The 26,012-nt window shown below is 66.8% G+C and carries 26 protein-coding genes; 8 read left to right on the top strand and 18 right to left on the bottom strand.

Features of this window, described 5'->3' with window-relative positions:
- Window positions 1-9: 9 nt before the first annotated feature.
- The gene (locus tag JOD67_RS01490; RefSeq protein WP_205114173.1) at window positions 10-621 is read right to left on the bottom strand and encodes a TetR/AcrR family transcriptional regulator; all 612 of its coding nucleotides are present in this window, start codon (window positions 619-621) and stop codon (window positions 10-12) included.
- 310 nt (window positions 622-931) lie between these two features.
- Here JOD67_RS01490 and JOD67_RS01495 point away from each other — a divergent pair, with 310 nt between their 5' ends.
- Genes JOD67_RS01495 through JOD67_RS01505 form a run of 3 tightly spaced genes read left to right on the top strand, consistent with a single transcriptional unit; the run spans window position 932 to window position 4,858 of the window.
- Window positions 932-2,251 (top strand): D-arabinono-1,4-lactone oxidase, encoded by a 1,320-nt coding sequence (locus tag JOD67_RS01495; protein WP_205114175.1) that lies wholly within the window; start codon window positions 932-934, stop codon window positions 2,249-2,251.
- Between the two features lie 12 nt (window positions 2,252-2,263).
- Window positions 2,264-3,607 carry a GH1 family beta-glucosidase gene (locus JOD67_RS01500; protein ID WP_205114177.1) on the top strand — a complete coding sequence of 448 codons (1,344 nt, stop codon included), beginning with the start codon at window positions 2,264-2,266 and terminating at the stop codon, window positions 3,605-3,607.
- Between the two features lie 60 nt (window positions 3,608-3,667).
- On the top strand, window positions 3,668-4,858 hold the full coding sequence (locus JOD67_RS01505) for an MFS transporter (protein ID WP_307782232.1): 1,191 nt from the start codon (window positions 3,668-3,670) through the stop codon (window positions 4,856-4,858).
- Here JOD67_RS01505 and JOD67_RS01510 read toward each other — a convergent pair.
- The 13 genes from JOD67_RS01510 to JOD67_RS01570 form a co-directional block, all read right to left on the bottom strand.
- The gene (locus tag JOD67_RS01510; RefSeq protein WP_205114181.1) at window positions 4,855-5,556 is read right to left on the bottom strand and encodes a DUF7674 family protein; all 702 of its coding nucleotides are present in this window, start codon (window positions 5,554-5,556) and stop codon (window positions 4,855-4,857) included. The two genes, JOD67_RS01505 and JOD67_RS01510, sit on opposite strands and share 4 nt — an antisense overlap.
- Window positions 5,549-5,971, bottom strand: a complete 423-nt coding sequence (locus tag JOD67_RS01515) for a hypothetical protein (RefSeq protein WP_205114183.1) — start codon at window positions 5,969-5,971, stop codon at window positions 5,549-5,551. The genes JOD67_RS01510 and JOD67_RS01515 overlap by 8 nt, the downstream gene beginning before the upstream one ends.
- Window positions 5,972-5,990: 19 nt before the next feature.
- Window positions 5,991-6,488, bottom strand: a complete 498-nt coding sequence (locus JOD67_RS01520) for a WXG100-like domain-containing protein (protein WP_205114185.1) — start codon at window positions 6,486-6,488, stop codon at window positions 5,991-5,993.
- Complete coding sequence (locus JOD67_RS01525; RefSeq protein WP_205114187.1) at window positions 6,488-6,802, bottom strand: WXG100 family type VII secretion target; 315 nt, start codon at window positions 6,800-6,802, stop codon at window positions 6,488-6,490. The genes JOD67_RS01520 and JOD67_RS01525 overlap by 1 nt, the downstream gene beginning before the upstream one ends.
- A gap of 2 nt (window positions 6,803-6,804) precedes the next feature.
- Window positions 6,805-7,209 carry a YbaB/EbfC family nucleoid-associated protein gene (locus JOD67_RS01530; protein ID WP_205114189.1) on the bottom strand — a complete coding sequence of 135 codons (405 nt, stop codon included), beginning with the start codon at window positions 7,207-7,209 and terminating at the stop codon, window positions 6,805-6,807.
- Window positions 7,210-7,359: 150 nt separating this feature from the next.
- Window positions 7,360-8,319, bottom strand: coding sequence for a putative endonuclease domain-containing protein (locus JOD67_RS01535; protein WP_205114191.1), 960 nt, complete (start codon window positions 8,317-8,319; stop codon window positions 7,360-7,362).
- A 123-nt stretch (window positions 8,320-8,442) separates the two neighbouring features.
- Window positions 8,443-8,646, bottom strand: coding sequence for a hypothetical protein (locus tag JOD67_RS01540; RefSeq protein ID WP_205114193.1), 204 nt, complete (start codon window positions 8,644-8,646; stop codon window positions 8,443-8,445).
- Window positions 8,643-9,200, bottom strand: a complete 558-nt coding sequence (locus JOD67_RS01545; RefSeq protein WP_205114195.1) for a DUF6883 domain-containing protein — start codon at window positions 9,198-9,200, stop codon at window positions 8,643-8,645. Before JOD67_RS01545 ends, JOD67_RS01540 begins: the two co-directional genes overlap by 4 nt.
- A 16-nt stretch (window positions 9,201-9,216) precedes the next feature.
- Window positions 9,217-10,107, bottom strand: coding sequence for an ABC transporter ATP-binding protein (locus JOD67_RS01550; RefSeq protein ID WP_205114197.1), 891 nt, complete (start codon window positions 10,105-10,107; stop codon window positions 9,217-9,219).
- Entirely contained in the window at window positions 10,104-10,955 is an 852-nt protein-coding gene (locus tag JOD67_RS01555) for an ABC transporter ATP-binding protein (protein ID WP_205114199.1), read from the bottom strand. Before JOD67_RS01555 ends, JOD67_RS01550 begins: the two co-directional genes overlap by 4 nt.
- Complete coding sequence (locus JOD67_RS01560) at window positions 10,948-11,805, bottom strand: ABC transporter permease (protein ID WP_205114201.1); 858 nt, start codon at window positions 11,803-11,805, stop codon at window positions 10,948-10,950. Before JOD67_RS01560 ends, JOD67_RS01555 begins: the two co-directional genes overlap by 8 nt.
- A gap of 31 nt (window positions 11,806-11,836) precedes the next feature.
- Window positions 11,837-12,916, bottom strand: coding sequence for an ABC transporter permease (locus JOD67_RS40970; protein ID WP_205114203.1), 1,080 nt, complete (start codon window positions 12,914-12,916; stop codon window positions 11,837-11,839).
- Complete coding sequence (locus JOD67_RS01570; protein ID WP_205114206.1) at window positions 12,913-14,778, bottom strand: ABC transporter substrate-binding protein; 1,866 nt, start codon at window positions 14,776-14,778, stop codon at window positions 12,913-12,915. Before JOD67_RS01570 ends, JOD67_RS40970 begins: the two co-directional genes overlap by 4 nt.
- Before the next feature lie 353 nt (window positions 14,779-15,131).
- Between JOD67_RS01570 and JOD67_RS01575 the strand changes: the two genes are divergently transcribed.
- Both JOD67_RS01575 and JOD67_RS01580 read left to right on the top strand, forming a co-directional pair.
- Window positions 15,132-16,190, top strand: coding sequence for a LacI family DNA-binding transcriptional regulator (locus JOD67_RS01575; RefSeq protein ID WP_205114208.1), 1,059 nt, complete (start codon window positions 15,132-15,134; stop codon window positions 16,188-16,190).
- Between the two features lie 125 nt (window positions 16,191-16,315).
- Window positions 16,316-18,544, top strand: a complete 2,229-nt coding sequence (locus tag JOD67_RS01580) for a discoidin domain-containing protein (protein WP_205114210.1) — start codon at window positions 16,316-16,318, stop codon at window positions 18,542-18,544.
- A gap of 857 nt (window positions 18,545-19,401) precedes the next feature.
- Here JOD67_RS01580 and JOD67_RS41635 read toward each other — a convergent pair.
- A complete protein-coding gene (locus JOD67_RS41635; protein ID WP_205114212.1) occupies window positions 19,402-20,313 on the bottom strand; it encodes a CPBP family intramembrane glutamic endopeptidase in 912 nt (303 codons plus the stop codon).
- Between the two features lie 182 nt (window positions 20,314-20,495).
- On the opposite strand from JOD67_RS41635, the gene JOD67_RS01590 reads away from it, so the two are divergent.
- Window positions 20,496-20,726, top strand: a complete 231-nt coding sequence (locus JOD67_RS01590) for a hypothetical protein (RefSeq protein WP_205114214.1) — start codon at window positions 20,496-20,498, stop codon at window positions 20,724-20,726.
- On the opposite strand, the gene JOD67_RS01595 is transcribed toward JOD67_RS01590, so the two are convergent.
- Window positions 20,723-21,859: a DNA glycosylase AlkZ-like family protein gene (locus JOD67_RS01595; RefSeq protein WP_205114216.1), complete on the bottom strand. Its 1,137-nt coding sequence runs from the start codon at window positions 21,857-21,859 to the stop codon at window positions 20,723-20,725. The genes JOD67_RS01590 and JOD67_RS01595 overlap by 4 nt on opposite strands.
- Window positions 21,860-21,923: 64 nt before the next feature.
- Between JOD67_RS01595 and JOD67_RS01600 the strand changes: the two genes are divergently transcribed.
- Window positions 21,924-23,084 carry an alpha/beta hydrolase-fold protein gene (locus tag JOD67_RS01600; protein WP_205114218.1) on the top strand — a complete coding sequence of 387 codons (1,161 nt, stop codon included), beginning with the start codon at window positions 21,924-21,926 and terminating at the stop codon, window positions 23,082-23,084.
- Here JOD67_RS01600 and JOD67_RS01605 read toward each other — a convergent pair.
- Window positions 23,073-24,140, bottom strand: coding sequence for an NAD(P)-binding domain-containing protein (locus tag JOD67_RS01605; RefSeq protein ID WP_205114221.1), 1,068 nt, complete (start codon window positions 24,138-24,140; stop codon window positions 23,073-23,075). The two genes, JOD67_RS01600 and JOD67_RS01605, sit on opposite strands and share 12 nt — an antisense overlap.
- Window positions 24,141-24,190: 50 nt before the next feature.
- Here JOD67_RS01605 and JOD67_RS01610 point away from each other — a divergent pair, with 50 nt between their 5' ends.
- Complete coding sequence (locus JOD67_RS01610) at window positions 24,191-25,021, top strand: helix-turn-helix transcriptional regulator (protein ID WP_205114223.1); 831 nt, start codon at window positions 24,191-24,193, stop codon at window positions 25,019-25,021.
- A gap of 67 nt (window positions 25,022-25,088) precedes the next feature.
- On the opposite strand, the gene JOD67_RS01615 is transcribed toward JOD67_RS01610, so the two are convergent.
- On the bottom strand, window positions 25,089-25,961 hold the full coding sequence (locus tag JOD67_RS01615) for an LLM class F420-dependent oxidoreductase (protein ID WP_205114225.1): 873 nt from the start codon (window positions 25,959-25,961) through the stop codon (window positions 25,089-25,091).
- Window positions 25,962-26,012: the final 51 nt, after the last annotated feature.

Consider the following 26,012-nt stretch of genomic DNA (forward strand, 5'->3'; position numbering starts at 1 on the left):
GTGCGCTGGTCAGCCCGTGGCGCGGCGGCGGGCTCGCCGGGTCTGGCCGGCGAGGTAGTCGAGGAACGTCTCGTACCGGAGCTGGACCGCCTTGGGGTCGCGGTCGACCAGCCACTGCAGCGTGACGCCCTCGTTGATCGCGACGACGGTCTTGGCGAGCTCGTCGACGGGCTGGGTCCACTCGACGTTCGCGGCCTCGGCGACCGACTCGAGGAAGGCGCGGCTGGTCTGGAAGTAGCACTCGTACAGCCACTCGGTGAGCTCGGTCATGCCCTGGCGGAGGGTGTACGCGGTGAGCTCGTAGGTGAGGAGGTGCCGTTCGGGCGCGGAGCCGACGGTCTGCCAGAGGTTGTCGAGCCCGGCCTGCAGAACGGTACGAACGTCGCCCTTGCGCAGCGTGGCGAGTTGGACGGAACTGCCCATTTCGTCCACGATCGCCTTGATCATCTCCTGCAGCAGCTCGGCCTTCGAGCGGAAGCAGTAGTGGACGATCCCGAGGGAGACACCCGCTTCCTTTGCGATCCGCCTCGTCGTCGCTGCGTCGACCCCCTCGCGCGACGCAACGACCAGCGCAGCCTCCACCAGTTGGCGGCGCCGCTCATCGGCGGGAACACGGACCATGCCAGCAAGAATGATCCTTCGCCGGCTGTTGGTCAAGCGTCCAGATCGATTGTCTTGGACATTCGACCAAATCGGTTGACTTGGACCCTTGACTTGGACGCTCGACCAACTCATGATGGCGTGCAACGTCAGATCGCTTCAGTTGCATAGAGCAGCCTCCCCGGCACCTTCGCTCTCCGCCGTCCCCGCGCCGACACGATCCCCCAACCTTGTCGGCGCGGGGTCGAGGGATGGCGACGGAGCCGACCCTCTGGAATCCTCTTCGACGTCGAGGCAGGCCGATGACCACCGACACCTGGAACGCAGCGCGATGAGCTCGTTCGAGACGTGGCGCAACTGGGCCGGTACGGAGACCGCGAGTCCGAAACGCGTCGTACGTCCCAGGGACGTCCAGGAGCTCTCCGCCGCCGTCTCCGCCGCGGCGCGGGATGGCCTTACGGTCAAGGCCGTTGGCTCCGGACACTCGTTCACCGGGGTCGCCGTAACCGAAGGTGCGCAGATCCGTCTCGATGGTATGGACGGCGTCGTTGACGTCGACGCGACGACCGGTCTCGTGACGGTCGAAGCGGGCATCCCGCTCCATCGGCTCAACCCCCTGCTCGAGTCGCTTGGCCTGGGCATGACGAACCTCGGCGACATCGATCAGCAGACCATCTCGGGAGCGATCTCCACTGGAACGCACGGCACCGGCGCCCGGTACGGCGGCATCGCGACGCAGGTCCGCGGCCTGCAGCTCGTGCTCGCCAATGGCGAGCTCATCTCCTGCTCCGACAGGGAAAATCCCGACCTCTTCGCCGCTGCACGGATCGGATTGGGGGCACTCGGCGTGATCGCCAACGTCACGTTGCAGTGCGAACCCGTGTTCGACCTGCATGCCGTCGAGGGAGCGATGCCGCTCGACGAGGTGCTCGACAAGTTCGACGAGCTCGCCGACGACAACGACCACTTCGAGTTCTACTGGTTCCCACACACCCAACGTACGTTCACCAAACGCAACAACCGGGTGCCGCGGGGAACACCTCGCAAGCCGGTGGGGCCGATCAGCCGCTGGTTCGACGACGAGCTGATGAGCAACTCCGTCTTCGACCTGACCAACAAGCTGGTCCGGCGTTTCCCGCGTCTCGTGCCGGCCGCGAACAACGTGGCCGCGCGGGCCTGGTCGGCACGCGAGGTCGTCGACGTCTCGTACCGCGTCTTCACCTCGCCCCGGCGCGTGGTGTTCCGGGAGATGGAGTACGCCGTACCGCGCGCTCATCTCCGCGAGGTCATCCGCGCCGTTCAAGCCTGGATCGTCAAGACAGGCGAGCGAATCTCGTTCCCGATCGAGGTTCGCGTGGCCGCGCCGGACGACATCTGGCTCTCCTCCGCCTACGACCGCGAGACGGCGTACGTCGCCGTCCACCAGTACGACCAAGTCCCGTACGAGCGGTACTTCCACGCCGTCGAGGACATCTGCGCCGGAGTCGGCGGCCGCCCGCACTGGGGCAAGCTGCACTGGCTCGACGCTACGGAGTTGGCCGTCCGCTACCCGAGATTCGGCGACTTCGCCCGAATCCGCGCCGACGTCGACCCCGACGGCCTGTTCGCCAACCCGTACTTGGATCGGGTCCTCGGCCCGGCTTCCCCCTGAGGTGACTCGGCAATGACCGCTCCACCCATGCCCGCCTTCCCCGACGAGTTCTTGTGGGGCGTGGCGACGTCCGCCTTCCAGATCGAAGGGGCGACGAAAGAAGACGGCCGAGGCGACTCGGTCTGGGACACTTTCGCCCGTATCCCTGGGAAGATCCGCGACGGCGCGAACGCGGACGTGGCGTGCGACCACTACCACCGATACGCCGAGGACGTCGCGCTGCTCGCGTCGTTGGGCGCCGGCGCGTACCGCTTCTCCATCTCCTGGCCTCGGATCCAGCCGACTGGCCGTGGTCCTGCGAACAAGGAGGGGCTCGCTTTCTACGACCGGCTCGTGGATCTGCTTCTGGAGAACGGGATCCAGCCGTTCGCGAACCTCTTCCACTGGGATCTCCCGCAGGCGTTGGAGGATTCGGGTGGCTGGCTGTCGCGGGACACCGCGGACCGGTTCGCGTACTACGCGGGGCTGGTCGGCTCCGCGCTCGGCGACCGGGTCGCGATGTGGAGCACGCTGAACGAGCCGTTCGAGGTGATGGCGCTCGGGTACGGGACCGGCGAGCACGCTCCCGGTCGCGAGCTGCTGCTGGGCGCGTTCCCGGCGGGACACCATCTACTGTTGGCTCATGGGCTCGCGACGCAGGCGTTGCGGACGCGTACGTCGGCTCCGGTGGGGCTGATCAACTCATATTCGCCGTCGTGGCCGCTGTCGTCGTCGGCGCCGGACGTCTTCGCCGCGGCTGTGCACGACGTGCTGCAGAACCGGCTGTTCACCGACGCGGTACTGCTGGGCGCGTACCCGGAGGAGACGCGGGCGCTGCCGGGCGTCGACCTGGCGGTCGTGCTCGAGGGCGACCTGTCGACGATCTCCACTCCGTTGGACTTCCTCGGCGTGAACTACTACGCGCCGGCGGGGATCTCGGCCGCGGGCGGCGGGGATCCGCGGCCGTTCGGGATCGCGCCGGTGCCGGGGTATCTGACGACGGCGTTCGACTGGACGGTGGCGCCGGAGGGGTTGTCGGAGACGTTGACGACGCTGCACTCGCGGTACGGGGAGGCGCTGCCGCCGCTGTATGTGACGGAGAACGGGGCCGCGTACGCCGACGTCGTCGCTTCGGACGGGTCGGTGGACGATGCCGTGCGGGTCGCGTATCTGGACGGGCATGTGCGGGCGGTGTCGTCGGCGCTGGCTGCCGGGGTGGACGTGCGCGGGTACTTCGTGTGGTCGCTGCTGGACAACTTCGAGTGGGCTGAGGGGTACTCGAAGCGTTTCGGCTTGGTACATGTGGACTTCGACAGCCAGAATCGGGTCCCTAAGACGTCGTTCGGGTGGTATCGGGATCTGATTACGCGGAAGTAGGGCACGTTCATGGGGGCACCGGTGGTCTCGTCCTTGTCGGAGCCTGTCGATCGTGTGCCGGTGCGATGGATCGCGCTGCTCACCGCGGCTCTGACGGGGTTGTGGGCGGGGATCCTGACGCCGGTGCAGGTGCTCTTGCCGCAGCAGGTCGAGGCTCTGGACGCGGCTTCGAAGGTGACCAACCTTGGCTTGGTGCACGCGGTCGGCGCGGCTGTGGCGATCGTGGCGAACCCCCTGTTCGGGGCTCTGTCGGACCGTACACGGGGCCGGTTCGGGCGGCGGCATCCGTGGACCGTGGTGGGCGTGGTCGTCGGCGCGTTGTCGTTGGGCTTCTTGTCGGGGCAGACGACGCTGGCCGGCGTGATCGTGGGGTGGATCCTCGTCGAGGCCTCGCTGAACGCGGTGCTGGCCGCTTTGACGGCGTCGCTGCCGGACCGGGTGCCGGTTTCTCAGCGCGGGGTGGTGTCGGCGTGGTCGGGGATCGCGCAGCCGTTGGGCCCGTTGGTGGGGCTGGTGCTCGCGTCGTTCGTGCTGGTGTCGACGTCGTTGGGGTACCTGGGGCTGGCGGTCGTGTTGGTGGTCTTCACGCTGCCGTTCGTGTTGTTCACGCCGGACGCGGTGTTGACCTCGCGGCCGCCGTTCTCGTGGAGCTCGTTCTTCGCGGGCTTCTGGGTGTCGCCGCGGCGGTATCCGGACTTCGCGTGGGCTTGGGGGACGCGGTTCCTGGTGCAGCTGGCGAACGCGTTCATCCTGCTCTATCTGTACTACTTCCTGCAGGACGCAGTGGGCTACGCGGACCCGTCGCAGGGCGTGTTCGTGCTGACCGGCTGCTACGTGGTGACGCTGATCCTGTCGGCGATGGTGACCGGCGTGCTGTCGGACCGGTCGGGTGGGCGGCGGAAGATCTTCGTGCTCTGGTCGGGCGTGGTGATGACCGTGGCAGCGATGCTGATCGCCCTCTGGCCATCGTGGCCAGTCGCGATCGCGTCGGCGTTGATCCTGGGCCTGGGCTACGGCGCGTACCAGGCCGTCGACCTCGCGCTGATCACCCAAGTCCTGCCCGCGGCGGAGAACCGCGCCAAGGACCTCGGCGTGATCAACATCGCCAACGCCGCCCCGCAGGTCCTGGCCCCGGCGATCGCCGCGCCGGTGATCACCTACCTGGGCGGCTACACCACCCTCTACCTGCTCACCGGCCTCGTCGCCCTGCTGGGCTGCATCTTCGTCTACCGCATCAAGTCGGTGCCCTAGGCACGTTGGCGGTCGAGCTCCTTCTTCAGCTTCGGCCCGAGCAGGCTGAGGATCTTGCGGTCCGAGGAGTCTTCGTCCGGCAGGTTCTCGACGAATGACGCGGCAATCGTCTCGTCGATCTCGTAGTCCTTGCCCCACTCGTCCTCGAGCGCCTGCAAGACCGTGCCGGCGCGTGCTAGCGCTGATTCCTCGCCGGAACCGATCCACTCGACGAGACGGTCGACGATCTCGCCCATGAACAGATGAGGAAGGACGTCGTCGTAGGTCTCGACGTGCTCGTTCAGGTCAGCGGCGAGTGCCGGCTCGGCGGCGACCATTCGATGGACGAAGCCGTGGGTCGAGTCATGCGCCGGGACCTTGTCGAGCAAGCCGCGGAGCTTGGGGCCGAGGAGCTGCTGGAGCGATCCTCGGGGATCGCCGTCCAGGGGAGCGTTCGCCAGGAAAGCCACGGCGATCAGCTCGTCGACAGCGTCGTCCTTGCCGACCTCGGCATCGAGAATGTCCAGGACCTTCTGAAACTCGCCCGCGGCGTCGGAGGCCCCGGACTGGTACCCGGCCGCGCTGACAAAGGCCAGGGTGCGGAGAAACGCACGCGGCGCCTGCGGGCCATACTGCTCTCGATGCTCGGCAAGCATGTCCGGGAAGCGCGTGACTGCTTCCGCGAGCTGGGTCACCAGCGCATTGATCTGGTTAGACATTGGGGGGATGCCCGCCTCCTTGCCTATAGGCATCTCTGAGCTCGTTGTACAACTGCTGCGCGATCCTACGTTCCTCGGGCGACAAGATGTCGCGTCCCCACTTCTTCGCGAGCAGTCCCTTGAGGCCGTTCATGAGCTGCTGGCCCTTCTTGAGGTGCCAGATGCCGTTCGACGATCGGCCGGTCAGCAGCTCGTTGCGGATGGCGTCGATCGTCGTCCCGTCACCCGCCGTGCCCTTCTTACCGGCGTGCTTCCAGATGTCGTTGATGATGTTCTGGAGCTTCCGGTTGGACACCTTCGGCTTGGTCGGTGGCCGGCGCTTCGGGATGTCGGGGATCTTGTTCTTGGCGGCCTTGGCCTTCGGAAGCGCCTTTGCCGCGACCTTGGCCACCTTGCCCTGGACGCGGCCGGCCATACCGCGAAGAACGCGTGTCTTACCCAAGGAGCACCGTCAAGGATCGGCTGATCAGCAGGTTGATGATCCTGCCGAAGATCTCCTTGAAAACGGGGATCTCGAGGAGCGAGGCGCCGAACGTGGGGATGGCCGTCGCGATGGCCTGCGCGATGGCGATCGCCAGCAGGACGAGCTGGACGATCACCCAGATCTTGAGCATCAGGACGACGATGGCGCAGACCAGGATGATGGCGCCGACGAGCATGACGCCGGTCGCGTTGTCGGTCAGCGTCTGGACGCCGTCGTCCTTCGCTTCCCACGAGGTCTTGAACGCGTCGATGGCGTCGTCTTCGTTCTCCGTCCAGACCTTCTGGGCGGCCTGCTGTGCCTGCTCGACGACCCCGTCCAGCTTGGAGTAGACGTCCGCCCAGGCCTGACCGAGTTCCAGGAGACGTACCTCGTCGGCGTCCGGCCAGAGGTAGCCGAGGTCGGACAGCAACGTGATCAGCGGGCCGGGCAGCGTGATTCCCTGTGCCATCAGACCTCCACCGCCTCGATCGTGGCGGTGCTGTCCTGCGCGGTGTTGTCGTAGTTGGCGGCGGCGACCTGGAGCTTCCCGGCGTGCGCCTCGAGGCTCGTGACGACGGACTCGAGCGACTCGATCAGCCTCTCCTCGGCGGACGCGTAACTCACCCCGAGCAGCATCCCGATCGGCTCCGCGTCCCCGAACGCCGGACCGATGCCCTGCGTCGTGGCGATGAAGTCGTCGATGTGGTCGTCGAGATCGCCGGCCACGTCCATGATCTCCGTCGCGGCCGCGTCGATCTTCGCCGGATCGAACTTCTTGACCATCGTCAGGTCCTCCGGTCGATCCGACCCATGACGTCCTCGAGGGCACCGAACATGGTGCGCATGCTCTGCAGGGACTCGGTCTGGATGGCCTCGAGATCGCCGCTGAGACGTTCGAGGTCCACTGGCGCGTTGGCGCCCGTCGTGGTCTTCGCGCGGAGGTCGGCCAGCGCCGCGTTGACGGCCTCGGTGAGCGCCTCGCAGACAGCTTCCGAGCCCAGGCGCATCATCCGCGGGTCCATGGTCATCGACTGGACGTGGCCGGGCAGAGTGGCGACGACGCGTACCTTGCCCTCGGCCGCCTCGCCCTCCCCCGTGACCTGCTCCGCCGCCGCGTCGGCCGGCCGCGGCTCGCGCATCCCGTCCAGCGCCCGACGCGTGTCGGTCAGGATCTGGTCGACAGCCGACATGCTGAGATCGTCCATCCCCGTCATGCCTTCCCCTCCCTCGATCTGGCTCTCCCGCGATCCTGCCGGGCAGCCACCCATAAGACCAGGCCCGCCTCACCAGCCTGTGGATAACCCATCCCAGGCGCCGACTTGTTGGACGGATGTCGGTCTCTAAGCCGACATCCGTCCAACAAGTCGTGGCTCGAGCACCTCTCGGAGTCGAGCGGCAACGTCCGCGGGGTTGGAGCGGACGATCGCGCTCGGGATGCGTACGAGAGGCTCCCCGGCGGTCATGAGGGCGAAGTCGCGGCTCATGTCGGCCCAGGCCTCGACTACGCCGAAGTGCGCCGAGCCGTCGATCTCCACGTTGACCGCGCGGCCATCGGAGCGGCGGAATCGCACGTCGAGATAGCGGGTACGGCCCGTCGAGTCTGTGCGCTTCTGCTGGAGCTCGGGCTTGGGCAGCTTGAACCGCCGTGCAAGCCTGACAAAGTCGAGTTCGGAGAGCGCGCTCACCCCACCCTCGACGTCGTCGAGCACTCGAAGCAGCAGCGAACGATGGCGAACCAAGCCTGCCAGGACGAGCTCCTCGCGAAGCCTGGTCGGAGTGACGAGGCGCTGTTGGACGGACGCGATGAGCAGCGCGGCGGCTCGGCGCGGACGCGCGCTCCATGCTGCTGCGTCGATGGCCGCCCGCGGATAGCGGACCACCGGGAGACGCCGGGCCGGATGCCGGTCATCCGGAGTGAATCGACGCGACACATGCACCCGGACACCTGGCACCTGCGGCCCGTGCCAACTACCTGCCGCCACGAGGAGATGAATGGCATCGCTCGAGAAGCCCACCAGACCTAGTTCTTCCAGTGCGGTCAGCCCGGCCAGCGTGGCGGTGGGACCAGCGTTCAGGACGGCAATCCATCGACACTGCCGAGAGCTCAAGGGCCCTCGATGGAGCACGACGGCGTTGTCGAAGGTCGCCCATCGTTCGGCGGCAACCGCCGCTGCGACATGGTCGTGCGACCAGCCCAGCGCCGCGAGCTGGTCGCGTGTGAACACGCCATCCTGCTCGAAGGCGAGGCGACCGAACTCGCGGTCGTCGCCCGCTCGTCGAAGTCGCGGTCTGCGTGGCATACCTCAAGCTTGCCCACTACCGGTAGCTCCCCGCGCCCATCATCCACAGCCATCGACTTGTTGGACAGATCTCGGCTTCTAGGCCGAGATCTGTCCAACAAGTCGGCGCGGGCAAGGGGTCGCCTAGACGAGCTCGAACTGCTCCGGCCGCAGCGCGATGTTGTCGTAGCTGTCGCCGACCTCGATGTCGGCGTAGTAGAGCTCGGCCGCGCCCTCCGCGGAAACGTCGACGATCGTGCCCTCGGTGCCGGCGGGAACGGGCTCGCCGGACAGTCCCGAGCTGATCTCGACCAGCGTTCGGATCCGGTCGTACTCCTTGGCCTTCATCGACTGCCCTTCTCGTCCCGATGAACCTCGACCCAGTTCGTGATCATTCTCGGTGACTCGCCACCCTCGTCCAACAGCCACACCGTCCGCAGGGTTCCCGCCCGGTCGGAGGCCGTGGCCCCCTCGAGCTCGAACGAGACCTCGAACCGCCGGCCCCCCAGCTCGTCCGTCCGCTCCCGCGTCACCTCAGCGGTGGGGAGCCGTTCGCGAACCATCCGGCTCACCCGCTCCGACAGGTCCGCCCGCGTCGCATCGTCCGCCACGTCGTAGCCGAGCTGCTCCCAACCCTTGTGCTTGCCCTGATTGCGCTCGTTGCCGGGGTCCATGGAGTAGTCCCTGAACTTCCGCACGTCGAGCGTCGCCCGATCGGCACCCGGCATTGTCTCGACCCAGCGCTGCTTCTGGTCGTTCCACCGCTCGTTCGATCGCAGCGCCGCCAGCTGGTCGAGCGACTCCCACTGGGCGTCGTGCTGTGCCTGGGTTGGTCGATCCTTCTCGGCAGGTCGGTCCGAGCCGGTGGGCTTGTCCGAAGCGGAGCCGGCCAGGTCGCTCATCCCACGATCATGACAGCTAGGGGACGCGGGCCTCCAGGGCTTCGTCCTCGGGTGGAACCTCAGGCCCGGCTTCGGCGGCGGTGGCTTGGGCGATGTCGATGCGGTCCGTCCACCTCGCGTCCGGGTCGGGTTGCGGCACCGAGGCGAGGAGCAGTTGGGTGTACGGGTGCGAAGGGGTGTGCATCACAGTGCTGACCGGCCCCTTCTCCACGATGCGGCCGCGGGTGATGACCATGACCTCGCCGCCGATGTAGTAGACGGTCGACAGGTCGTGGGTGATGAACAGCGTCGTCATGCCGTACGTCGTCCGGAAGTCCGTCAGGATGTCCAGGAACAGCTTGCGCACCTGGGCGTCCAGCATCGACACCGGCTCGTCGGCGATGATGAACGACGGCCGCAGCATGTGCACGCGCGCGAGCATGATGCGCTGGCGCTGCCCACCGGACAGCTGGTGCGGATAACGCCCGAGGACCTGTCCCGGGTCAAGCTTCACCGCCAGCAGCGACTCCTCCATCAAGGACGAAGCCTCAGCGGCAGTGGAAGCCAAAGAGAACTTCTTGATCGCCGTCCGCAGCACCCGGTCCACCCGGTAGAACGGGTTGAAGATCGCGTACGGGTCCTGGAAGACCGGCTGCACGTTCTTCCGGTAGTCGTCGTACTCCGCCCGCGACAGCTTGAAGATGTCGCGACCGCCGTACGTCACCAGACCTGACGAAGGCCGCTGCAACCCCAGGATGATCCGCGCGATCGTCGACTTCCCCGACCCGCTCTGCCCCACCAGCGACACGATGTGCGGCGGGTCCGATCGCAAGGTGAACGACGTCGACTGCACCGCGGTCAGGAAGCCCGAAGGCGTCCCCCGGGCATGGAACCGCTGCACCACGTCCCGCAGCTCGATCTCGCTCACAGCGCCTCCGACTGTCCAACGGGAGCGGGAGTCGCGACCGGCCCGATCTTCGGGATCGAATCGATCAGCGACCGCGTGTACTCGTGCGACGGCTGCTTGAACACCTGCCGTACGTCGCCCACCTCGACCACGGCACCCTCGTACATCACCGCGACCCGGTCCACGAGCTGCGCGTGCACACCCATGTCGTGCGAGATCACCACCAACGTGACCCCGAAGGCAGAACGCAGGTCCGCCAACGACTGCAGGATCACCCGCTGGATCGTCACGTCCAAGGCCGTCGTCGGCTCGTCCGCCACCACCAGGTCCGGCTCCAACGCGATCGAGATCGCCATCAGCACGCGCTGCTTCATCCCGCCGGACAGCTCGTGCGGATACATCCGCGCCACCGACGGCTCGAGCCCGACCTGCCCCAGCAACCGCGGGATCATCGCGTCGATTTGCGAACGGGACAAGGACGAATGCTCCTCGATCACGTCCCGGAACTGACCCTCGACCCGCATGACCGGGTTCATCGAGTTCATCGAACCCTGCGGCAGGTAGGACAGCGAACGCCAACGCAGCACGCGCAGCCGCCGCTCGTCCAGGTTCAGCAGGTCGACCTCGGGCGAGTTCTTCGGGCGGAACGTGACCGACCCGCCCGCGATGTAGCCCGGCGGTCGCAGCAGCCGGAGCAGCGCGACCGCCAACGTCGACTTGCCGCTGCCCGACTCCCCGGCGATGCCGAGGATCTCGCCGCGGCGGACCGACAGGTTCACACCCGACACCGCCGCGACGTCGCCGTGCGTCGACCGGTAGTGAACGGAGAGGTCCTCGATCTCCAACAAGGTCTCGTGTCCGTCAGGCACCAGCCACCCCCCGAAGCCGCGGGTTGTAGACCTCTTCGAGCCCGATGTTGATCAGGTTCAAGGCCGCGAACAGCAATGTCAGCAGGAAGATCGGCGCCACGAACAGAGGCCACGCGCCCAGAGTCATCGCACCCGTTCCGATCGCCGTGAAGATGATCTTCCCGAGGTCGATCGTCTCGCCCGGCCCGAGGCCGATGACCTCCAGACCCACCAGCGCGAAGATCGCGCCGAGAGCGGAGGAGGCGAAGCCGACCCCGATGTACGGCAGCATGTTCGGCAGCAGCTCGTACACGATGATCTCGAGGTCCCGCGCCTTAGTGACCCGAGCCAGCTCGACGTACGGACGCGAGCGCAAACTCAACACCTGCGCGCGAATCGTCCGCGCCGCGAATGGCCACGAGAAGATCGCGAGGATCAACCCCACCTCGACGATGCCGATGTTCTTCGCGTACGCCGACAAGGCGATCAGCAACGGGAACGACGGGATCACCAACACCATGTCGGTGAACGTCGACAGCACTCCGTCGACCGGACCGCCCTTGTAGCCGGCGATGAACGCCACGATCACACCGACGACGGTCGAGATGATCCCCGCGATAGCCCCGATCTGCAACGAGGTCGACAGCGCACCGATCACCATCGCGAAGACGTCGCGGCCGTACTGGTCGGTGCCGAGCCAGTGCGCCGGCGACGGCACCAACCACCGTTCGTACGCCGCGATCGCGATCGGGTCGTCGCCCTTCCCGATCAAGCCGACGATCAACGGACTCAACAACGCGACCAGCACGAGGACGAGGATCGTGATGAGGCCGGCGGCGAGCTTCCAACTCCCCGTGACCGCACGAACCATTGCCCGGATGATCCTCACAACAAGCCTCCTCTCAGCGCCAGTACTTGACCCGCGGGTCAAGGCTCGGGAGCACCAGGTCGAGGATCAGGTTCGCGGTCAGCACGCCGAAGATCGCGAGTGCCGTCACGCCCATCACCGTGTTGAAGTCGAGGATCCTGATCGCCAGCACGAGTGTCTGCCCGATCCCCGGATAGTTGAACAGCTGCTCCACCAGCACGTTGCCGTTGAAGATGAAGCCCAGCGAGATGCCGAACGCCGTCACCTGCGGCAGGTAGCAGTTCCGCAGCGCGTACTTCGTCAGCACCTTGCGCGGCCGCAGTCCCTTGGCCTGTGCGTACGTCAGATAGTCCTCGCCGAGAACCGGCACCATCAGCATCCGCGTCGACAGTAACCATCCGAAGATGCCGATCACGACGATCGAGACAGCGGGCAGTAAGCCGAACTTCAGCACACTGCCGACGAACTCCAGGTTCCAGCTCGGATCCATCCGTGCGTCGTACGCACCCCGGGCTGGTAACCACCCCAGCTGGTAGGCGAAGACGAACGTGAGGATCAGCGCAAGGAAGTAGAACGGCACGTGCGACAACGCGATCGACAGGTTCGTCATCAGGTCTGCGCCCGGCCGTCCGCGCCGCCAGCCGGCGAGCGCGCCGGCCAGCAGACCGAAGACCCACGCCAGGATCGCCGACAGCCCGAGCAGGCCGATCGTCCACGGCAGCGCGCGGAAGATCACCTCCTGTGCCGGCGTCGGATAGTTCACCAGCGACGGCCCGAAGTCCTGCTCGATCACGACCTTCTGCAGGTACACGAGGTACTGGTGGAAGATGTTGCCGTCGAGCCCGAACTCCTTCTTGTAGTGCGCGATCACCTCGGCGCTCGCCGCCGCGTTGTAGACGTAGTTCTGCGCGAGCGTCTGGATCAGGGTCTGGATCGGGTCGCCCGGGATCAGGCGGAAGAAGAAGAACGCGACCGTGAGCGCGCCCCACAACTCCACCAGATACAGGCCGAACCGGCGCAGCGCGTAGCCGGCGAGCGGGTGGCGTCCGAGCCAGACTCGTACGCCACCGACCCGCGCCGCCGGCTCCTGCTGCTTGTCAGCGACCGCCGTCACTTCTGCCCCGTTGGCTTGAGCCTCCCAATGACGAACATGAACTGTCCCCACCAGTTGTTGGGCACGTTGTACAGGTCGTCCTCGGTGGGCCAGCCCTCCCAGAACGTGGTGTTGTAGTACGCCGGGTAGTTGGTCTGGATGACCGGGATCACCGGCAGGTTCTGGTAGTACTCGTCCAGCGCCTTCTCCAGCAGCGGCTTCGCCTCGGCGCTCTCGGGGTCGAGGTTGTCGAGCTGCTTGGACAACGTGTCGAGCTCGGGGTCCTTGAGCCGGACCTGGTTGCGGCCGACCGCGTTCTCACCGACCTTCTTCGCGTACCTGGTCTGGAAGTAGTTGTAGAGCTGGCCCGGGTCCTGCGACATCTGGCAGCACCACTGGGAGGAGATGTCGAACTCGCCGCGTTCCCACTTCTCGCTGTGCACCGAGCCGGTGTAGCTGCGGACGTTCGCGTCGATGCCGACCTTCTTGAGCTCGGTGACGACGGTCTGGCCGATGATGTACTCCGCGCCGTCGACAGGTGCCGGCGTGATGACCTCGATCGTGGCGGGCTTGCCCTTCCACATCCGCTTGCCCTGGGCGTTCTTCGTCGCGCCCATCTCGTCGAGCAGCGCTTCGGCCTTCTGCGGCGAGAACTCGAGCTTGTACTTGTCCGCGACCGCGGGGATCTCCCACTTCTGGTTGCCGTCGTAGTTCGCCCACGGGTACTGCGCCGGCGGCGTCTCGACCGGCCAGACCGACTTGCCGATCTTGTCGCGGTCGGTGAGGTAGGAGATCACGTGGTGCATGCGCGGATCGGAGATGATGCCGCGTGCGGGGTCGTGGTTCGGCCACAGCGCCCGCGGACACGGGTCGTTGAACGGCGTCGTGATGAGCTTCTCGTAACCCTCGCTGCGCAGCTGCTTCGCGTGCTGCTCGTCGAGCGAGCCGACGTCGAACTCCGCGCGCTTGAACGCCTGGCTCGCGGCGTCCTGCGACGTCGCGGTCGACTGGAAGATGACGAACTCCGGTGCCGGGTCGAGCTTGGCCTTGTTCCAGTAGTTCGGGTTCTTCTTGTAGACGTACATCTTCTGGTTGGGGATCGCCTTGTCCAGCATGTACGGGCCGGTCCGTACAGGCGGGTTGTCCTTGAACTTCGTGGGGTCTTCCTTCTCCCAGATGTGCTTGGGGAGGATGTCGAAGCTCGCGACGATCGAGCAGATGTAGTCGTAGTGCAGCCGCGGGTTCGGCTTGCTGAGCTCGAGGATGGCGGTCTGCGGGTCGGGGGTCTGGATGTTCGCGATGAAGTCCTTGGCGTTGCCGCCGCCGCCGAGCAGTGCCGGGTTGTCGCGCCGCAGGAGTACGGAGAACTTGAAGTCCTCGGACGTGAGCGGCTCGCCGTCGTTCCACTTGGCGTTGGGGTCGAACTTGAACGTCAGCGTGGTGAAGTCGGCGTTGTACTCGTAGCCGGTCGCGAGCCACGGGATGAGCTCGCCGGTCGGGAGGTTCAGATAGAACATGTACTCCCGAACCATGGTGTCGAAGCCGTTACCGCCCTGGCTTCCGTTCGGAATCATCGGGTTGAAGCTGTTGAACACCTGGAAGTCGACCTGACCGATGATGACGGTCTTGTCGCGTGGTGTCGGAATGTTCGCCTTGCCGATCGGCGCACCGCCGCCACCTTCGTCCGGTGCGGGCTTCTTGGTGTTTCCGGCGTACGTACCGCCCCCGCCGTCGCCACTCGAACAGGCGCTGAGCGCGGAACCGCCGAACAGCACGGCCGCACCAAAACCAAGTCCGGCGCGGAGTGCCCCGCGCCGGTTCATCATGTGATGTTTGAGGACGTCCTGCACGTCCTCGTACCGCTTGCCCATCGACTCGGCCATGTCCAGGACCTCCCCAGGTTCGTCAACGCTGACAGCTCAAAACGATCAGGAGCGCTCCCCGTGGAGGAAAGTAGAGACTGGCGGTTGGTGGAAGTCAACACCCTCGAAACCCGCCCGCAATGCGGCGGAGAAGGGCCGTTGATATGCGTTCTCCCTGTAGAGATGGGAACGTGTCCACAAAGCTCTTCGGCGTGTCCTGTCGTTTGGTGCAAGAAATCCCGCGTCGCGCTGTCCGGTATCGGTCCGCGCAAGCCCTGTCCGTCCTGGTTGACACCGTGCTGGCGTCGGCTTAGCTTCCGTTCTACGACGAGCCGGAATCGATTCCGGCACTGTCCTAGGTCAGGCGGCCAACAATGGACAAGCAGGCAGCTGGATCGCAGTCTCGCGCTTCGCCGAGGCAGTTACGCAGAACGACGATCGACGACATCGCTCGCGCGGCAGGCCTGGCGAAGGCCACGGTGTCGCGCGCGTTGAACGGACGCGACGAGGTGCATCCGACGACGCGAGAGCGCGTGCTGCAGACTGCTTCGGAGCTCGGGTACGTACCGCAGGCGGCCGCACATGCCTTGCGTACAGGGCGATCTCGTTGCCTAGGGCTCCTATTGCCGTCGGTCCAGTGGCCGTGGTTGGTCGACGTTCTGCAAGGCGTTGCCGATGCGGTGTCGGACGCCGGCTACACGTTGCTGTTGTTCTCGACGGCGAAGGGCGAGCAGACCGAGCGCGAGTTCGTCGCGAAGGTGCTGCCGTCGCGGCCGATGGATGGGTTGTTGCTGATCGTTCCGCCCGGTTTGATCCCATCGATCCGCGACCTCGCCGCGCACGGTTTGCCCGTTGTGGTCGTGGATGACCGCGGCCATCCGGCCGAGCTGCCGTCGGTGTCGAGCGCGAACCACCAGGGCGCGTTGTTGGCGACGCGGCATCTGCTCGGCCTCGGCCGGCGGCGGATCGCCGTGGTTGCGGGGCCGATGGACTACGGCTGCTGCCGTGACCGGCTCTCCGGCTATCGCGAGGCGTTGGACGAGGCTTCGGTCGCGTTCGACCCTTCGTTGGTCGTGGACGCGAACTTCACGATGGCGGGCGGACGTACTGCCGTCGCTTCTTTGGTCGCGCGCGATCCGACGATCGACGCGGTGTTCGCGATGAACGACCTGATGGCGATCGGCGCGATGGACGTGCTCGGCGACCGCGTTCCAACGGAGGTTTCGGTGGTCGGCTTCGACGACATCGCGGCCGCGGAGCTGACCCGGCCGCAGCTGACCACCGTGCACCAACCGCTTTACGAGATGGGCCAAACGGCCGTGTCGCTTGCCCTCGACGCGATCGAGGGCGGCACGACCGTCCAGCAGAACGTGATGCTGCCGACGCGACTCGTCGTGCGGGATTCATGCGGGGGACAGCAGGGAGATCAGTAGCACTCCACTCGAAAAGATGAGGATCACCGGGCCCCAACCGGGCCAGACGGTCAGCGCGGTGAACACCCAGCGCCCAGAAAGGATCACCGGCCTCAGTAGTTCCTACCTTCGACGAAGGGATGCACATGATCCGGCGACTTGCCGGCGTCCTGCTCGCAGGGGCGTTGGCATCCACGGCCTTCGGCGCGACGAGTACAGCTGGCGGCCACGACATCTCGGTCTGGCTGACCGACGTTCCGAACCAGCTCTATCTCAGCAAGCAAGCCGGCCTTGACTGGCGGAACGGCAAGGCACCCGCCGCGCAGACGATCCACATTGACGAGCGCCGTACCTACCAGAGCATGATCGGGTTCGGCGCCTCGTTCACCGACTCCTCTGCCTGGCTGGTCGGAACGCGGCTCGACAAGGCGCAGCGCGACAAGGTGATGCGCGAGCTGTTCAGTCCGCGCGACGGCATCGGGCTGTCGTTCGTCCGGCAACCGATGGGCGCGAGCGACTTCGCGGTCAACGGGAACTACTCCTACGACGACATGCCCGCCGGGCAGACCGATCCGACGTTGGCTCACTTCTCCATCGACTATGACAAGCCGTACATCATTCCCTTGCTGAAGCAGGCGGAACGGCTGAACCCGAAACTCACGCTGATGGCGTCGCCGTGGAGTCCGCCGGGGTGGATGAAGACGACGGACTCGATGATCGGCGGCAACCTGAAGCCGGAAGCCCAACAGCCGTTGGCGGACTACTTCTCGAAGTTCCTCAAGGCGTACAAGCGCGAGGGCGTGCCGGTCGACTTCATCTCGGTGAACAACGAGCCGCTCTACCAGCCGCCGGGCTACCCGGGCCTCGGGATGTCGGCGGAGCAGGCGAACGTGTTCATCCGCGACTACCTCGGCCCGACACTGAAGAAGCGCGGGCAGCTGTCGTCGACGAAGCTCCTCGGGTACGACCACAACTGGGACGTCGTGACGTACCCGGAGACTCTGTACGCCGACCCTCAGACCTCTCCGTATGTCTACGGCACCGCGTGGCACTGCTACGGCGGCGACGTGCGTGCGCAGTCGATGTCGCACAACAGCTACCCGAACAAGCCCGCGTACCACACCGAATGCTCCGGTGGAGAGTGGGAAGGCGACGCGGCAGCCGGTTTCCGCGGCGGCATCGGTCTGGTCGTGAACTCGACGCGCGACTGGGCGAAGGGCGTCGTACGTTGGAACATGGCGCTCGACCAGAACAACGGGCCGACGAACGGCGGTTGCCCGACCTGCCGCGGCATCGTCACGGTGGCGCCGGACGCTTCGGGCAAGTGGGGCTACACGAAGACGGTGGACTACTACGCGCTCGGGCACGCGAGCAAGTTCGTGCGCGTCGGGGCGAAGCGGATCGCGTCCAACACCTTGGGTGCCGAGAACGTGCAGGATGTGGCGTTCGTCAACCCGGACGGGTCGAAGGTGCTGATTGCCTACAACGCGGGAACGACGGCTCGGTCGTTCAACGTGCAGTTCGGGTCGCGCTGGTTCACCGCCTCCCTGCCCGCGGGCGGTGCGGCGACGTACACCTGGTCGGGCTCACAGCGCGGCGCTGCCGATGCTTCGGCGATCGGGTCGGTGGACCTGTTCTTCCGGAACGCCGACGGGTCGCGGCCGGTGGTGAGCTACGACACGGGGCTGTTGGCGTTCAACGACGAAATCCGCGTCGGCTCGTCGTGGGTCGGCTCGACGTTGCCCGGTGGCGCTTCGTTCGGGCCTTCCGTACCCGCCGTGCCGTTGTCGCGCGACGGCTGGACGGTGTCGGCCTCGGCATCGGCCGCCGATGAGCCGGCCGCGCGGGTGCTCGACGGCGACCAAGCGACGCGCTGGAGTACGGGGCGCGGGATGGAGCCGGGCGACTGGTTCCAGGTGGACCTGGGCGCGACGAAGACCGTGAGCGAGTTCACCATCGACGCCACCGGCAGCGGCGGCGACTTCCCTCGTGGGTATGAGCTCTTCGCGTCGGACGACGGGGTCACGTGGGGCCAACCGATAGCGCGTGGTGGAGGCCGGACGAAGTTGAGCGTCCAGTTCCCGGCGGTGTCGGCTCGGTACCTGCGGATCGTGAACCAGGGCAGCGCGGGGAGCTGGTGGTCGATCCACGAACTCTCCGCAAGCGCCCCCGGCACCGGCACAGCTGTTGCGAGCGGATCGTCACGTGGCTTGCAGGAGAGGTCGGCGACGCTATCAGATGGAACGAAGCTGCTGGCGATCTACAACGCAGGCAAGAAGCCAGCAACATTCGATCGACAACTGGGCACGTCGACCTGGACGTACAGACTGCCCGCATCAGCAGTAGCAATCTTCACCGAACGAGCAACAAGCTAAGCGGATCAAGACGGGCACCCCGGCTTCATCTGAACCCAACGAAGCCGGGGGCCTACACGCGACGCGAGCACGGCAACAAACCCCAGCAACAAGGAACCTCCCCCGGGACACCTGTTCCGGGGGAGGGGGCGGCGCGTGAAAAACAGGTGGCCGGGCCGGGGCGAGTCAAGGGTCAACGATCGCGAAGCGACGTCGTTTGCCAAATGCGCGAAGCGCCGCCCAAACGACGCCCTTGACGCGCCCCGGACCGGCCACCACCATCGACCGCCGCCACAGTCCCCGACTGCACCAACCCCCGAAGAGATCTCAGCGATCACCGCATCTCGAGAGCTCCACACAGGGACCCTCAGCGCGAAGAACACGAGCCGCGCCAGCAGCCGCCGCGCTTCACAACCCATTGAATGAAGGGCACCTTCATTCAAACCCCGCCGAAACAGAGGTCCCTCACCCGAACCCCGGCCACCAACCCGTGATCATGTACGTGATCATGAAGGCCAACCCGTCGTATACGACGGGTCCAGCTTCATGATCACGTTCATGATCACGGGGCTCAGCGCACCCAGCGGATTGGATGAAGGGCACCTTCATCCAAACCTATTGGATGAAGGTGCCCTTCATCTCAAACGTGGCGGGACGCTGATGGCGAGGGGCCATGGTGAGATCTGGATGGGTCGGGGGCACCCTGGTCCGAACCTATGGGACGAGGGTGCCCCCGACCCAAACAACGGCCAGGGACGGTGCGCTCCGTCGAGATGCGTTGGGCGGACGACCCGATCCAGCCCGCCGGTGATCATGTACGTGATCATGAAGCTAGAGCACCCCTATAAACCACTAAGCCTTCATGATCACGTACATGATCACCCAGACCCGCCACGGAGGGCGTCGGCAAGGAAGTCGACGTAGATCAGGTTGATCACGACATGGATCGCGATCGGTACCCAGAGGTTGCGATAGCGACTCCACAAGTACCCCTGCAGAACACCAAACGTGCCCTGCACAGCAACGACCGTCGCCAGCCCGATCCCCACAGCCCCACCAGACACATGAGACGAGACATGCATCGCCGCGAACAACACCGAAGAAACAGCGATCGCAGGCCACCGGCCGAGCAGCGTCTCCACGCGCGTCTGGAGCCAGCCGCGATAGAACACCTCCTCCAGGACACTCGCCGTCAACAACGTGAACAGCGAGATCACCGCGAGTGTCACAGGATCGGGCAGGTCGTCCGCCGAAGGCGCGGCCGGGGTCCAGGGGCTGAACTCGTTCAGATAGACGAACGCCACCACCGCAGGGATCGGGGCGAGCCAACGGACCGCCTCCGAGGGCCCGCGAAGAACGCGGACCCTGGGACCAGGACGGAAGACGATCAGAGGCACCACCAGGAAGAGCACGACCTTGAGCACGCCACGGACGTCCGGAGGAAGCCCGACAACGCGGAGCAAGGTCGACAGCACGGGGAAGGCGACCGCCAGACCGACCAGCCACCACAGTTCACGCTGGATCCGCGCCCGGTCGAGCGAGGCGAGCGGATCGGTCGCCGCCAGCCGGAACGGGATGAGCCGCGCCAACACGAGGCCCACCGCCACGGGCAGGACCACGATCGGCAGCAACACCGGGGGAACGAACGCATCCGCCGACACCCGGACGGCGAGGTTTCCGCTCAACGCGAGGCCGCCGACGGCTACAGCGAGTAACGCCGAACCGCCGACCACGAGGCCCGTTCCCAGCCTCCGCGCAGCCCCCGCCGTCGCTGTCCGTGTAACTACCACGGTGCGACTTTAGTGCGCGGGGCCGGTCGGCGACGGTTCTGTACCGCTCGTCGAACTCGCCGGTAGCTGAGCTTTGTCACCTACGGTCAAATAGGGACACTCTTCGTATACGTCGGCCTCAGCTTCCGAGCGGGTAAAGCCGCGCAATCGCTGGGGCCTTTCGTCGTAGATGGGAGGCAGGCATGGGCGACCTCGGCCGCAGCTACACCGCCGACGAGCTCCGCGCCCTGCCGACGCTCGCGACGAACGGTCAGTACCTTCTCAAGGGTGATGACGGAGAGTGGCGGATCTGGATCTCGTACGTCCCGGTCGCCGGCCAGCCGAACTCGATCAAGACCGAGCGCCTCGTCGAAGGCAAGTGGGAGCTCTCCAAGATCTGCTTGGACTACCTCCCCGCCAATTGGCGAATCTAGCGAGCACGCAACACCTCGAGCCGTAGCTGCCGGCTTTCCGGTGAGTCGAGGCTGTAGCTGCGCGCGTCGCCGAGCTGGTCGCGGACGTACGTCTCAGTGGCCTTGATCGCCTTCCGCAGCTGGGTATCCTCCGCCACGAACGCCCGGTAGACGATCTTGCGAGCCGCGAAGTCGTACTCCCACACGCCGACGATCTCGCCGCGGTCGACGATGACGAACGACTCCGGGTCAGCCCCCGAGAGCAGCGGCCGAGGCTCGACGAGCCGGCGCAGGTCGCGGTGCAGCAGGTGGATGCCGTCGATGGCCGCGACCAGCGCGTAGCTGGGTTGCTTAGGGCGCACGTACGCGTCGAACGACTCCTTGTCCTCCGGCAGCATCAACAGCTCCGTGCCCTCGACCGACTCCAGGCCGAGTGGTTCGACGGCCTGCTTGGCGTTCGCGGCGCTGAACGCCGAGAACCAGCGGAAGTGCTTCATCGACGCCGGCCCGGCCCAGCGAAAGTAGAGCCGGGCAAGCGAGGTTCTGGCCTCGTCCTTGTCCAGCTTCGAGGGCTCCTCCGACCAGGGCACGTAGCCGAAGCGCTGCTGGTCCAGCCGACCGTTGACGGGTACGCGGCGGATCCGGCCCTGGGCTTGGAGCAGCCCGAGCGCGAGCGGCATCGTCGACGACAACCCGCGCTTGCGCCCCTGCTCGCCGAGACCGCGCGCGAGGTCCCCGGTCGCGGTCTTGAGGTCCTTCGGATCGAGCGGCGCACCGGCCGCCGAGAGCGCGGCAACGACCGCCGAGGCCAGCTCGTCGATCTCCTTCTCGCTGACGCCGAGCTTGGCAGCGCCAGCGAGGTCGCCGAGCGGCGCGCTGTCGCCGACGCGCAGGCCGAGCGCGAAGTGCTCCCGAGACAGGACGTATACACAGCCGCGTACGGACGGCAGTTCGTGGATCTCCAAGCCATCCACGGCCTTGTCCACCGCCTCGCGGTCGATGCCGGCCCGGGCGAAGAGCGTGAGGTACGGAGCGCACCCACCCCCGGACCGAGCCCAGCCCGACCGCGCCAGCACCTCGGCCGCCGAAGCACCAGCGAGCGAACCGTCCAAGCCCTGCCGATGCCCCCACCAGGCCCGCAGCTTCTCGATCATGCCGCCGACGCTAACCGAACAATCGAATCGCCCGCGTCTCCGATCTTGCGCCATGCTGACGCCTGTGGACAGTCCCCGCCTGCAAGCGCTGACCGACGCCGACGTCGAGGCGTTCTGGAAGGACCTCGAGACCCCGCTCGTCGAGCCGATCCCGGACGACGACGAGCACGTGTGGCTCACGTTCCTCTGGCGCGCCACCGAGCCGGTCGAGACCGTGACGGCGTACGGAGGCCCGGCCGGCTGGGATCGCAGCGAGCTGACCCGCCTCGGCGCGACCGACGTCTGGTACCTGACCTACCGCGTCCGCAAGGACCTCCGGACCACCTACCGGCTGGCCGTGAACGACCCACCCGAGGGCACCGTGCCGTTCGAGGAGCAGGTGAAGGGGTGGATCCCCGACCCGCTCAACCCCAAGCGGTTCGTGTTCCCGCCGAACAGCGACCACGGCGAGATCGTGTGCTCGCTGGTCGAGCTGGCCGACGCTCCACCACCGCAGTGGACCGAGCGCCGCGACGTACCGCCCGGGGATGTGAGCGAGCATCGGCTCCAGAGCGAAAGCCTGGGCAATGAGCGACGCGTCTCGGTCTATCTGCCACCCGGCTACGCCGACAGCGGCGAGCCCTGCCGGCTGCTCGTCGCCTTCGACGGCGGTATCTCTCCCGAGGTCATGCCGTGCGCGACGATCCTCGACAATCTCCATGCCACCAAGCGAATTCCGCCGACCATCGCCGTCCTCGTCTCGCAGCAGGACCGCAACGTCGAGCTCTCCTGCCATCAGCCGTTCGTGGACTTCCTCGCCGACGAACTGATGCCGTGGGCACGCGAGCGCCTCCGCATCAGCGCAAACCCGCGGGACGTGATCGTCGCCGGGCAGAGTCTTGGCGGGTTGGCGTCCGCGTTCGCCGCGCTGCGGCGGCCGGACGTGTTCGGCAACGTGCTCTCGCAGTCCGGCTCGTTCTGGTGGCATCCTGAGGGCGACGTCGAGCTCGAGTGGCTGGCCCGCCAGGCCGCGGACAGCCCGGTCGTGCCGGTGCGGTTCTGGCTCGAAGCCGGCATGCTCGAGGTCACCCCCGCCCCGGGCCTGGTCGTCACCAACCGGCACTTTCGCACCGTCCTCCACGCGAGGGGCTATCCCCACGTGACGTACAGCGAGTTCAGCGGTGGGCACGACTACGCGTGCTGGCGGGAGTCGTTCGGCGACGGGCTGATCGCCCTAAGCGGCTGAACGTTCCCTCTCGAGCAGCTCTGCGAGCTCGCGAGCGGCGGCCCGGCCGGCGCGGTTGGCGCCGACGGTGCTGGCGGACGGGCCGTAGCCGACCAGATGGATCCGTTCGTCCAACGCGGCGCGGGTGCCGTCCATGCGGATCCCGCCGCCCGGCTCGCGCAGGCGCAACGGTCCCAAATGGCTGAGGGCCGCGCGGAAGCCGGTCGCCCAGATCACCACGTCAACCGGCCGGAACGAGCCGTCCGCCCACACAGCTCCGGACGCCGTCAGTCGGGCGAACATCGGCAGCCGATGCAACGACCCGTTCGCCAGCGCCTCGCGAACGACCTCGGTGTACCCGAGGCCGGTCACCGACACGACGCTCTGCGGCGGCAGCCCGTTCCGCACCCGCTCCTCGACCCGCGCGATCACCATCCGCCCGTAGTCCTCGGTGAACTCCGTCGTCACGAACACCGGCTCGCGCCGCGTCACCCAGGTCGCCGACGCCGCGACGTCCGCGACCTCGGACAGGACGTGCGTCGCCGAGTTGCCGCCGCCGACCACGATCACGTTCTTGCCGGCGTACGCCGACGGCCCGCGGTACGCAGCCGAGTGCAGCTGCTCGCCGCGGAACTCCCCCATGCCCGGGTAGAACGGCCAGTACGGCCGCGACCAGGTGCCGGTCGCGTTCACGATCGCTCTCGCCACCCACGTCGCCTCGCCCGCGGACACGAGCAGGCGGCCATCGGGCAGGTCCTCGACTGATGTCACCTCGACCGGGCGGCGTACGTCGAGGGCGTTCTGCTCCTCGTACGCCGCGAAGTACGCCGGCACGACCTCGGCGGCCGGCAGCGACTCGTCGTCGGGCGAGCGCGTGAACCGGTATCCGGGCAGGTCGAAGATCCCGTGCACCTTGCGCATCGTCAACGACGGCGAGCGAAACTGCCACGCTCCACCAGCCGACTGCGCCGCGTCCAGCACGACGAACGACAGCCCGAACCGGCGCAGGAAGTACGCGGCCGACAACCCGCCCTGCCCGGCGCCGATCACGACCACGTCCACCTCGTTCACACCCATCCCAACCGCCGGATCGCCGCGGACCTTCCCGAGCGAGGGACAATCGAGGCATGGACCGCACCGAGCTGGCCGATTTCCTCCGCAGCAGGCGTACGAGGCTGCACCCGGCGGACGTCGGTCTGCCGTCCGGGAGCAGGCGTCGCACGCCTGGGCTGCGTCGCGAGGAGGTCGCGACGCTCGCCGCGATGTCCATCGACTACTACGTCCGGCTCGAGCAGGCCCGCGCTCCACAGCCGTCCCCGCAGGTGCTGGCCTCGCTCGCCCGCGCGCTCCGGCTGACCGATACCGAGCGCGACCACCTCTACCTCCTCGCCGGGCACGGCCTGGTGGACGACCGGCCGGCGACCGATGAGCTACGTCCGGCCGTACGGCGGCTGCTCGACCAGCTCGACGAGACGCCCGCGCTGGTCGTGAACAGGCTGCTGGACATGCTCGCCTGCAACCGGCTCTACGCGGAGCTCGCTGGCATCGAGTACGAGGACCTGCCCGACCGGAACGCGATCTGGCTGCGCTTCTGCAACCCGCTGGCGGTCGAACGGTTTCCCGTGGAGGACTTCGAGGAGATCGGGCGCAACCACGTGGCGTACCTGCGCGGGCTCGCGGTGCGCCGTCCGCACGACACCGCGCTGACCGAGCTGGTGACACGTTTGCGCAACGAGAGCAGGGAGTTCGCCGACCTGTGGGAGCGGCACGACGTGGACGTCGAGCCATCCGTACGCAAGCGCATCCGACACCAGGAGTTCGGGGTGCTCGACCTGACCTGCGAGACCGTGCTCGTCCCGGACACCGACCAGCAACTCGTCCTCTACACCGCACCCGAGGGCACCCCGACCGCCGCCGCCCTCGCCGAGCTCCGCCGCCGCACCCTCACCCCCGCGTGATCATGTCCGTGATCATGAAGGCCAAGCCATCCTATACGCCAGTTTCCCTTCATGATCACGTACATGATCACCGGCCAGTGGGGGTGAGCTTCTCGGTCTCGGGCAGGGCGCTGGCGACGAGTTCGAGGGAGGCGTCGTCCCAGCCCACCGGGGGTACGACGAGCGCGTGGTCGATCCCCGCCTCCGCGTAGCGCTCCATCCGCGCGAGGAACGCGGCCGGATCCATCGTCTCGTTCAGAAACAGCGCGGTCTTCTCGATCTCCTCGTACGGCCGCCCGACCTCCTCGCAGCGCGACCGCAGTGCGGCGAGCTTCGCCGGCAGGTCGGTCTCGAAGCCGGGCCAGTCGCGCAGGTTGCAGGCGTTCGCGTACTGCGCGATCAGCCGGAACGTCTTCCGTTCGCCACCGCCCGCGATGAGGATCGGAGGATTCGGCCGCTGCAGCGCGTTCGGCACGTTCACCGGCTCGGCGAGGTCGTAGTGCTTGCCGTGGAACGGTGACGTGTCACCTTTCCACATGTGCTGGGCGATCCGCAGCGTCTCCTCCAACATCTCGTACCGCTCGGCCAGCGGCGGGAACGGGATGCCGAGGCCGCGCGACTCCCGCTCGTTCCAGCCGGCGCCGAGCCCGAGCCAGGTCCGCCCGCCGGACAGCACGTCGAGCGTGGACATCATCTTGAGCAGCACGCCGGGATGCCGGTGGTGAACGGCGGTGACCATCGCCCCCAACCGGACGCGTCGCGTGCAGCCGGCCAGGAACGACAGCGTCGTGTAGGCCTCGGGGATGGGGACGTCGAGAGACCCACGAATGTTGAAGAAATGGTCGCCCACCCAGATCGAGTCGAAGCCGGCCTCGTCCGCGAACCGCGCGATCCGACGCGTCTCCGCGCCGATGCCGTCAGGGGTGGAGTTGTAGTCGCCAAGGCAGATACTCAGTCGCATGCCTCGAACGATGCGCTACCGGCGAAAAGCTAACCAGGCATCGACGATCCC

The sequence above is a fragment of the Tenggerimyces flavus genome (genome assembly GCF_016907715.1).
GTDB lineage: Bacteria > Actinomycetota > Actinomycetes > Propionibacteriales > Actinopolymorphaceae > Tenggerimyces > Tenggerimyces flavus.

Excerpts from the sequence above, each read along its gene's own strand:
- JOD67_RS01575 (WP_205114208.1), top strand. The coding sequence starts at position 15,132 with ATGGACAAGCAGGCAGCTGGATCGCAGTCTCGCGCTTCGCCGAGGCAG.
- JOD67_RS01560 (WP_205114201.1), bottom strand. The coding sequence starts at position 11,805 with ATGGTTCGTGCGGTCACGGGGAGTTGGAAGCTCGCCGCCGGCCTCATC.
- JOD67_RS01525 (WP_205114187.1), bottom strand. The coding sequence starts at position 6,802 with ATGGTCAAGAAGTTCGATCCGGCGAAGATCGACGCGGCCGCGACGGAG.
- JOD67_RS01530 (WP_205114189.1), bottom strand. The coding sequence starts at position 7,209 with ATGTCGGCTGTCGACCAGATCCTGACCGACACGCGTCGGGCGCTGGAC.
- JOD67_RS01500 (WP_205114177.1), top strand. The coding sequence starts at position 2,264 with ATGACCGCTCCACCCATGCCCGCCTTCCCCGACGAGTTCTTGTGGGGC.
- JOD67_RS01540 (WP_205114193.1), bottom strand. The coding sequence starts at position 8,646 with ATGAAGGCCAAGGAGTACGACCGGATCCGAACGCTGGTCGAGATCAGC.
- JOD67_RS01545 (WP_205114195.1), bottom strand. The coding sequence starts at position 9,200 with ATGAGCGACCTGGCCGGCTCCGCTTCGGACAAGCCCACCGGCTCGGAC.
- JOD67_RS01580 (WP_205114210.1), top strand. The coding sequence starts at position 16,316 with ATGATCCGGCGACTTGCCGGCGTCCTGCTCGCAGGGGCGTTGGCATCC.
- JOD67_RS01605 (WP_205114221.1), bottom strand. The coding sequence starts at position 24,140 with ATGGGTGTGAACGAGGTGGACGTGGTCGTGATCGGCGCCGGGCAGGGC.
- JOD67_RS01590 (WP_205114214.1), top strand. The coding sequence starts at position 20,496 with ATGGGCGACCTCGGCCGCAGCTACACCGCCGACGAGCTCCGCGCCCTG.
- JOD67_RS01515 (WP_205114183.1), bottom strand. The coding sequence starts at position 5,971 with ATGGCCGGCCGCGTCCAGGGCAAGGTGGCCAAGGTCGCGGCAAAGGCG.
- JOD67_RS01495 (WP_205114175.1), top strand. The coding sequence starts at position 932 with ATGAGCTCGTTCGAGACGTGGCGCAACTGGGCCGGTACGGAGACCGCG.
- JOD67_RS01615 (WP_205114225.1), bottom strand. The coding sequence starts at position 25,961 with ATGCGACTGAGTATCTGCCTTGGCGACTACAACTCCACCCCTGACGGC.
- JOD67_RS01490 (WP_205114173.1), bottom strand. The coding sequence starts at position 621 with ATGGTCCGTGTTCCCGCCGATGAGCGGCGCCGCCAACTGGTGGAGGCT.
- JOD67_RS01520 (WP_205114185.1), bottom strand. The coding sequence starts at position 6,488 with ATGGCACAGGGAATCACGCTGCCCGGCCCGCTGATCACGTTGCTGTCC.
- JOD67_RS01610 (WP_205114223.1), top strand. The coding sequence starts at position 24,191 with ATGGACCGCACCGAGCTGGCCGATTTCCTCCGCAGCAGGCGTACGAGG.
- JOD67_RS01595 (WP_205114216.1), bottom strand. The coding sequence starts at position 21,859 with ATGATCGAGAAGCTGCGGGCCTGGTGGGGGCATCGGCAGGGCTTGGAC.
- JOD67_RS01510 (WP_205114181.1), bottom strand. The coding sequence starts at position 5,556 with ATGTCTAACCAGATCAATGCGCTGGTGACCCAGCTCGCGGAAGCAGTC.
- JOD67_RS01570 (WP_205114206.1), bottom strand. The coding sequence starts at position 14,778 with ATGGCCGAGTCGATGGGCAAGCGGTACGAGGACGTGCAGGACGTCCTC.
- JOD67_RS01535 (WP_205114191.1), bottom strand. The coding sequence starts at position 8,319 with ATGCCACGCAGACCGCGACTTCGACGAGCGGGCGACGACCGCGAGTTC.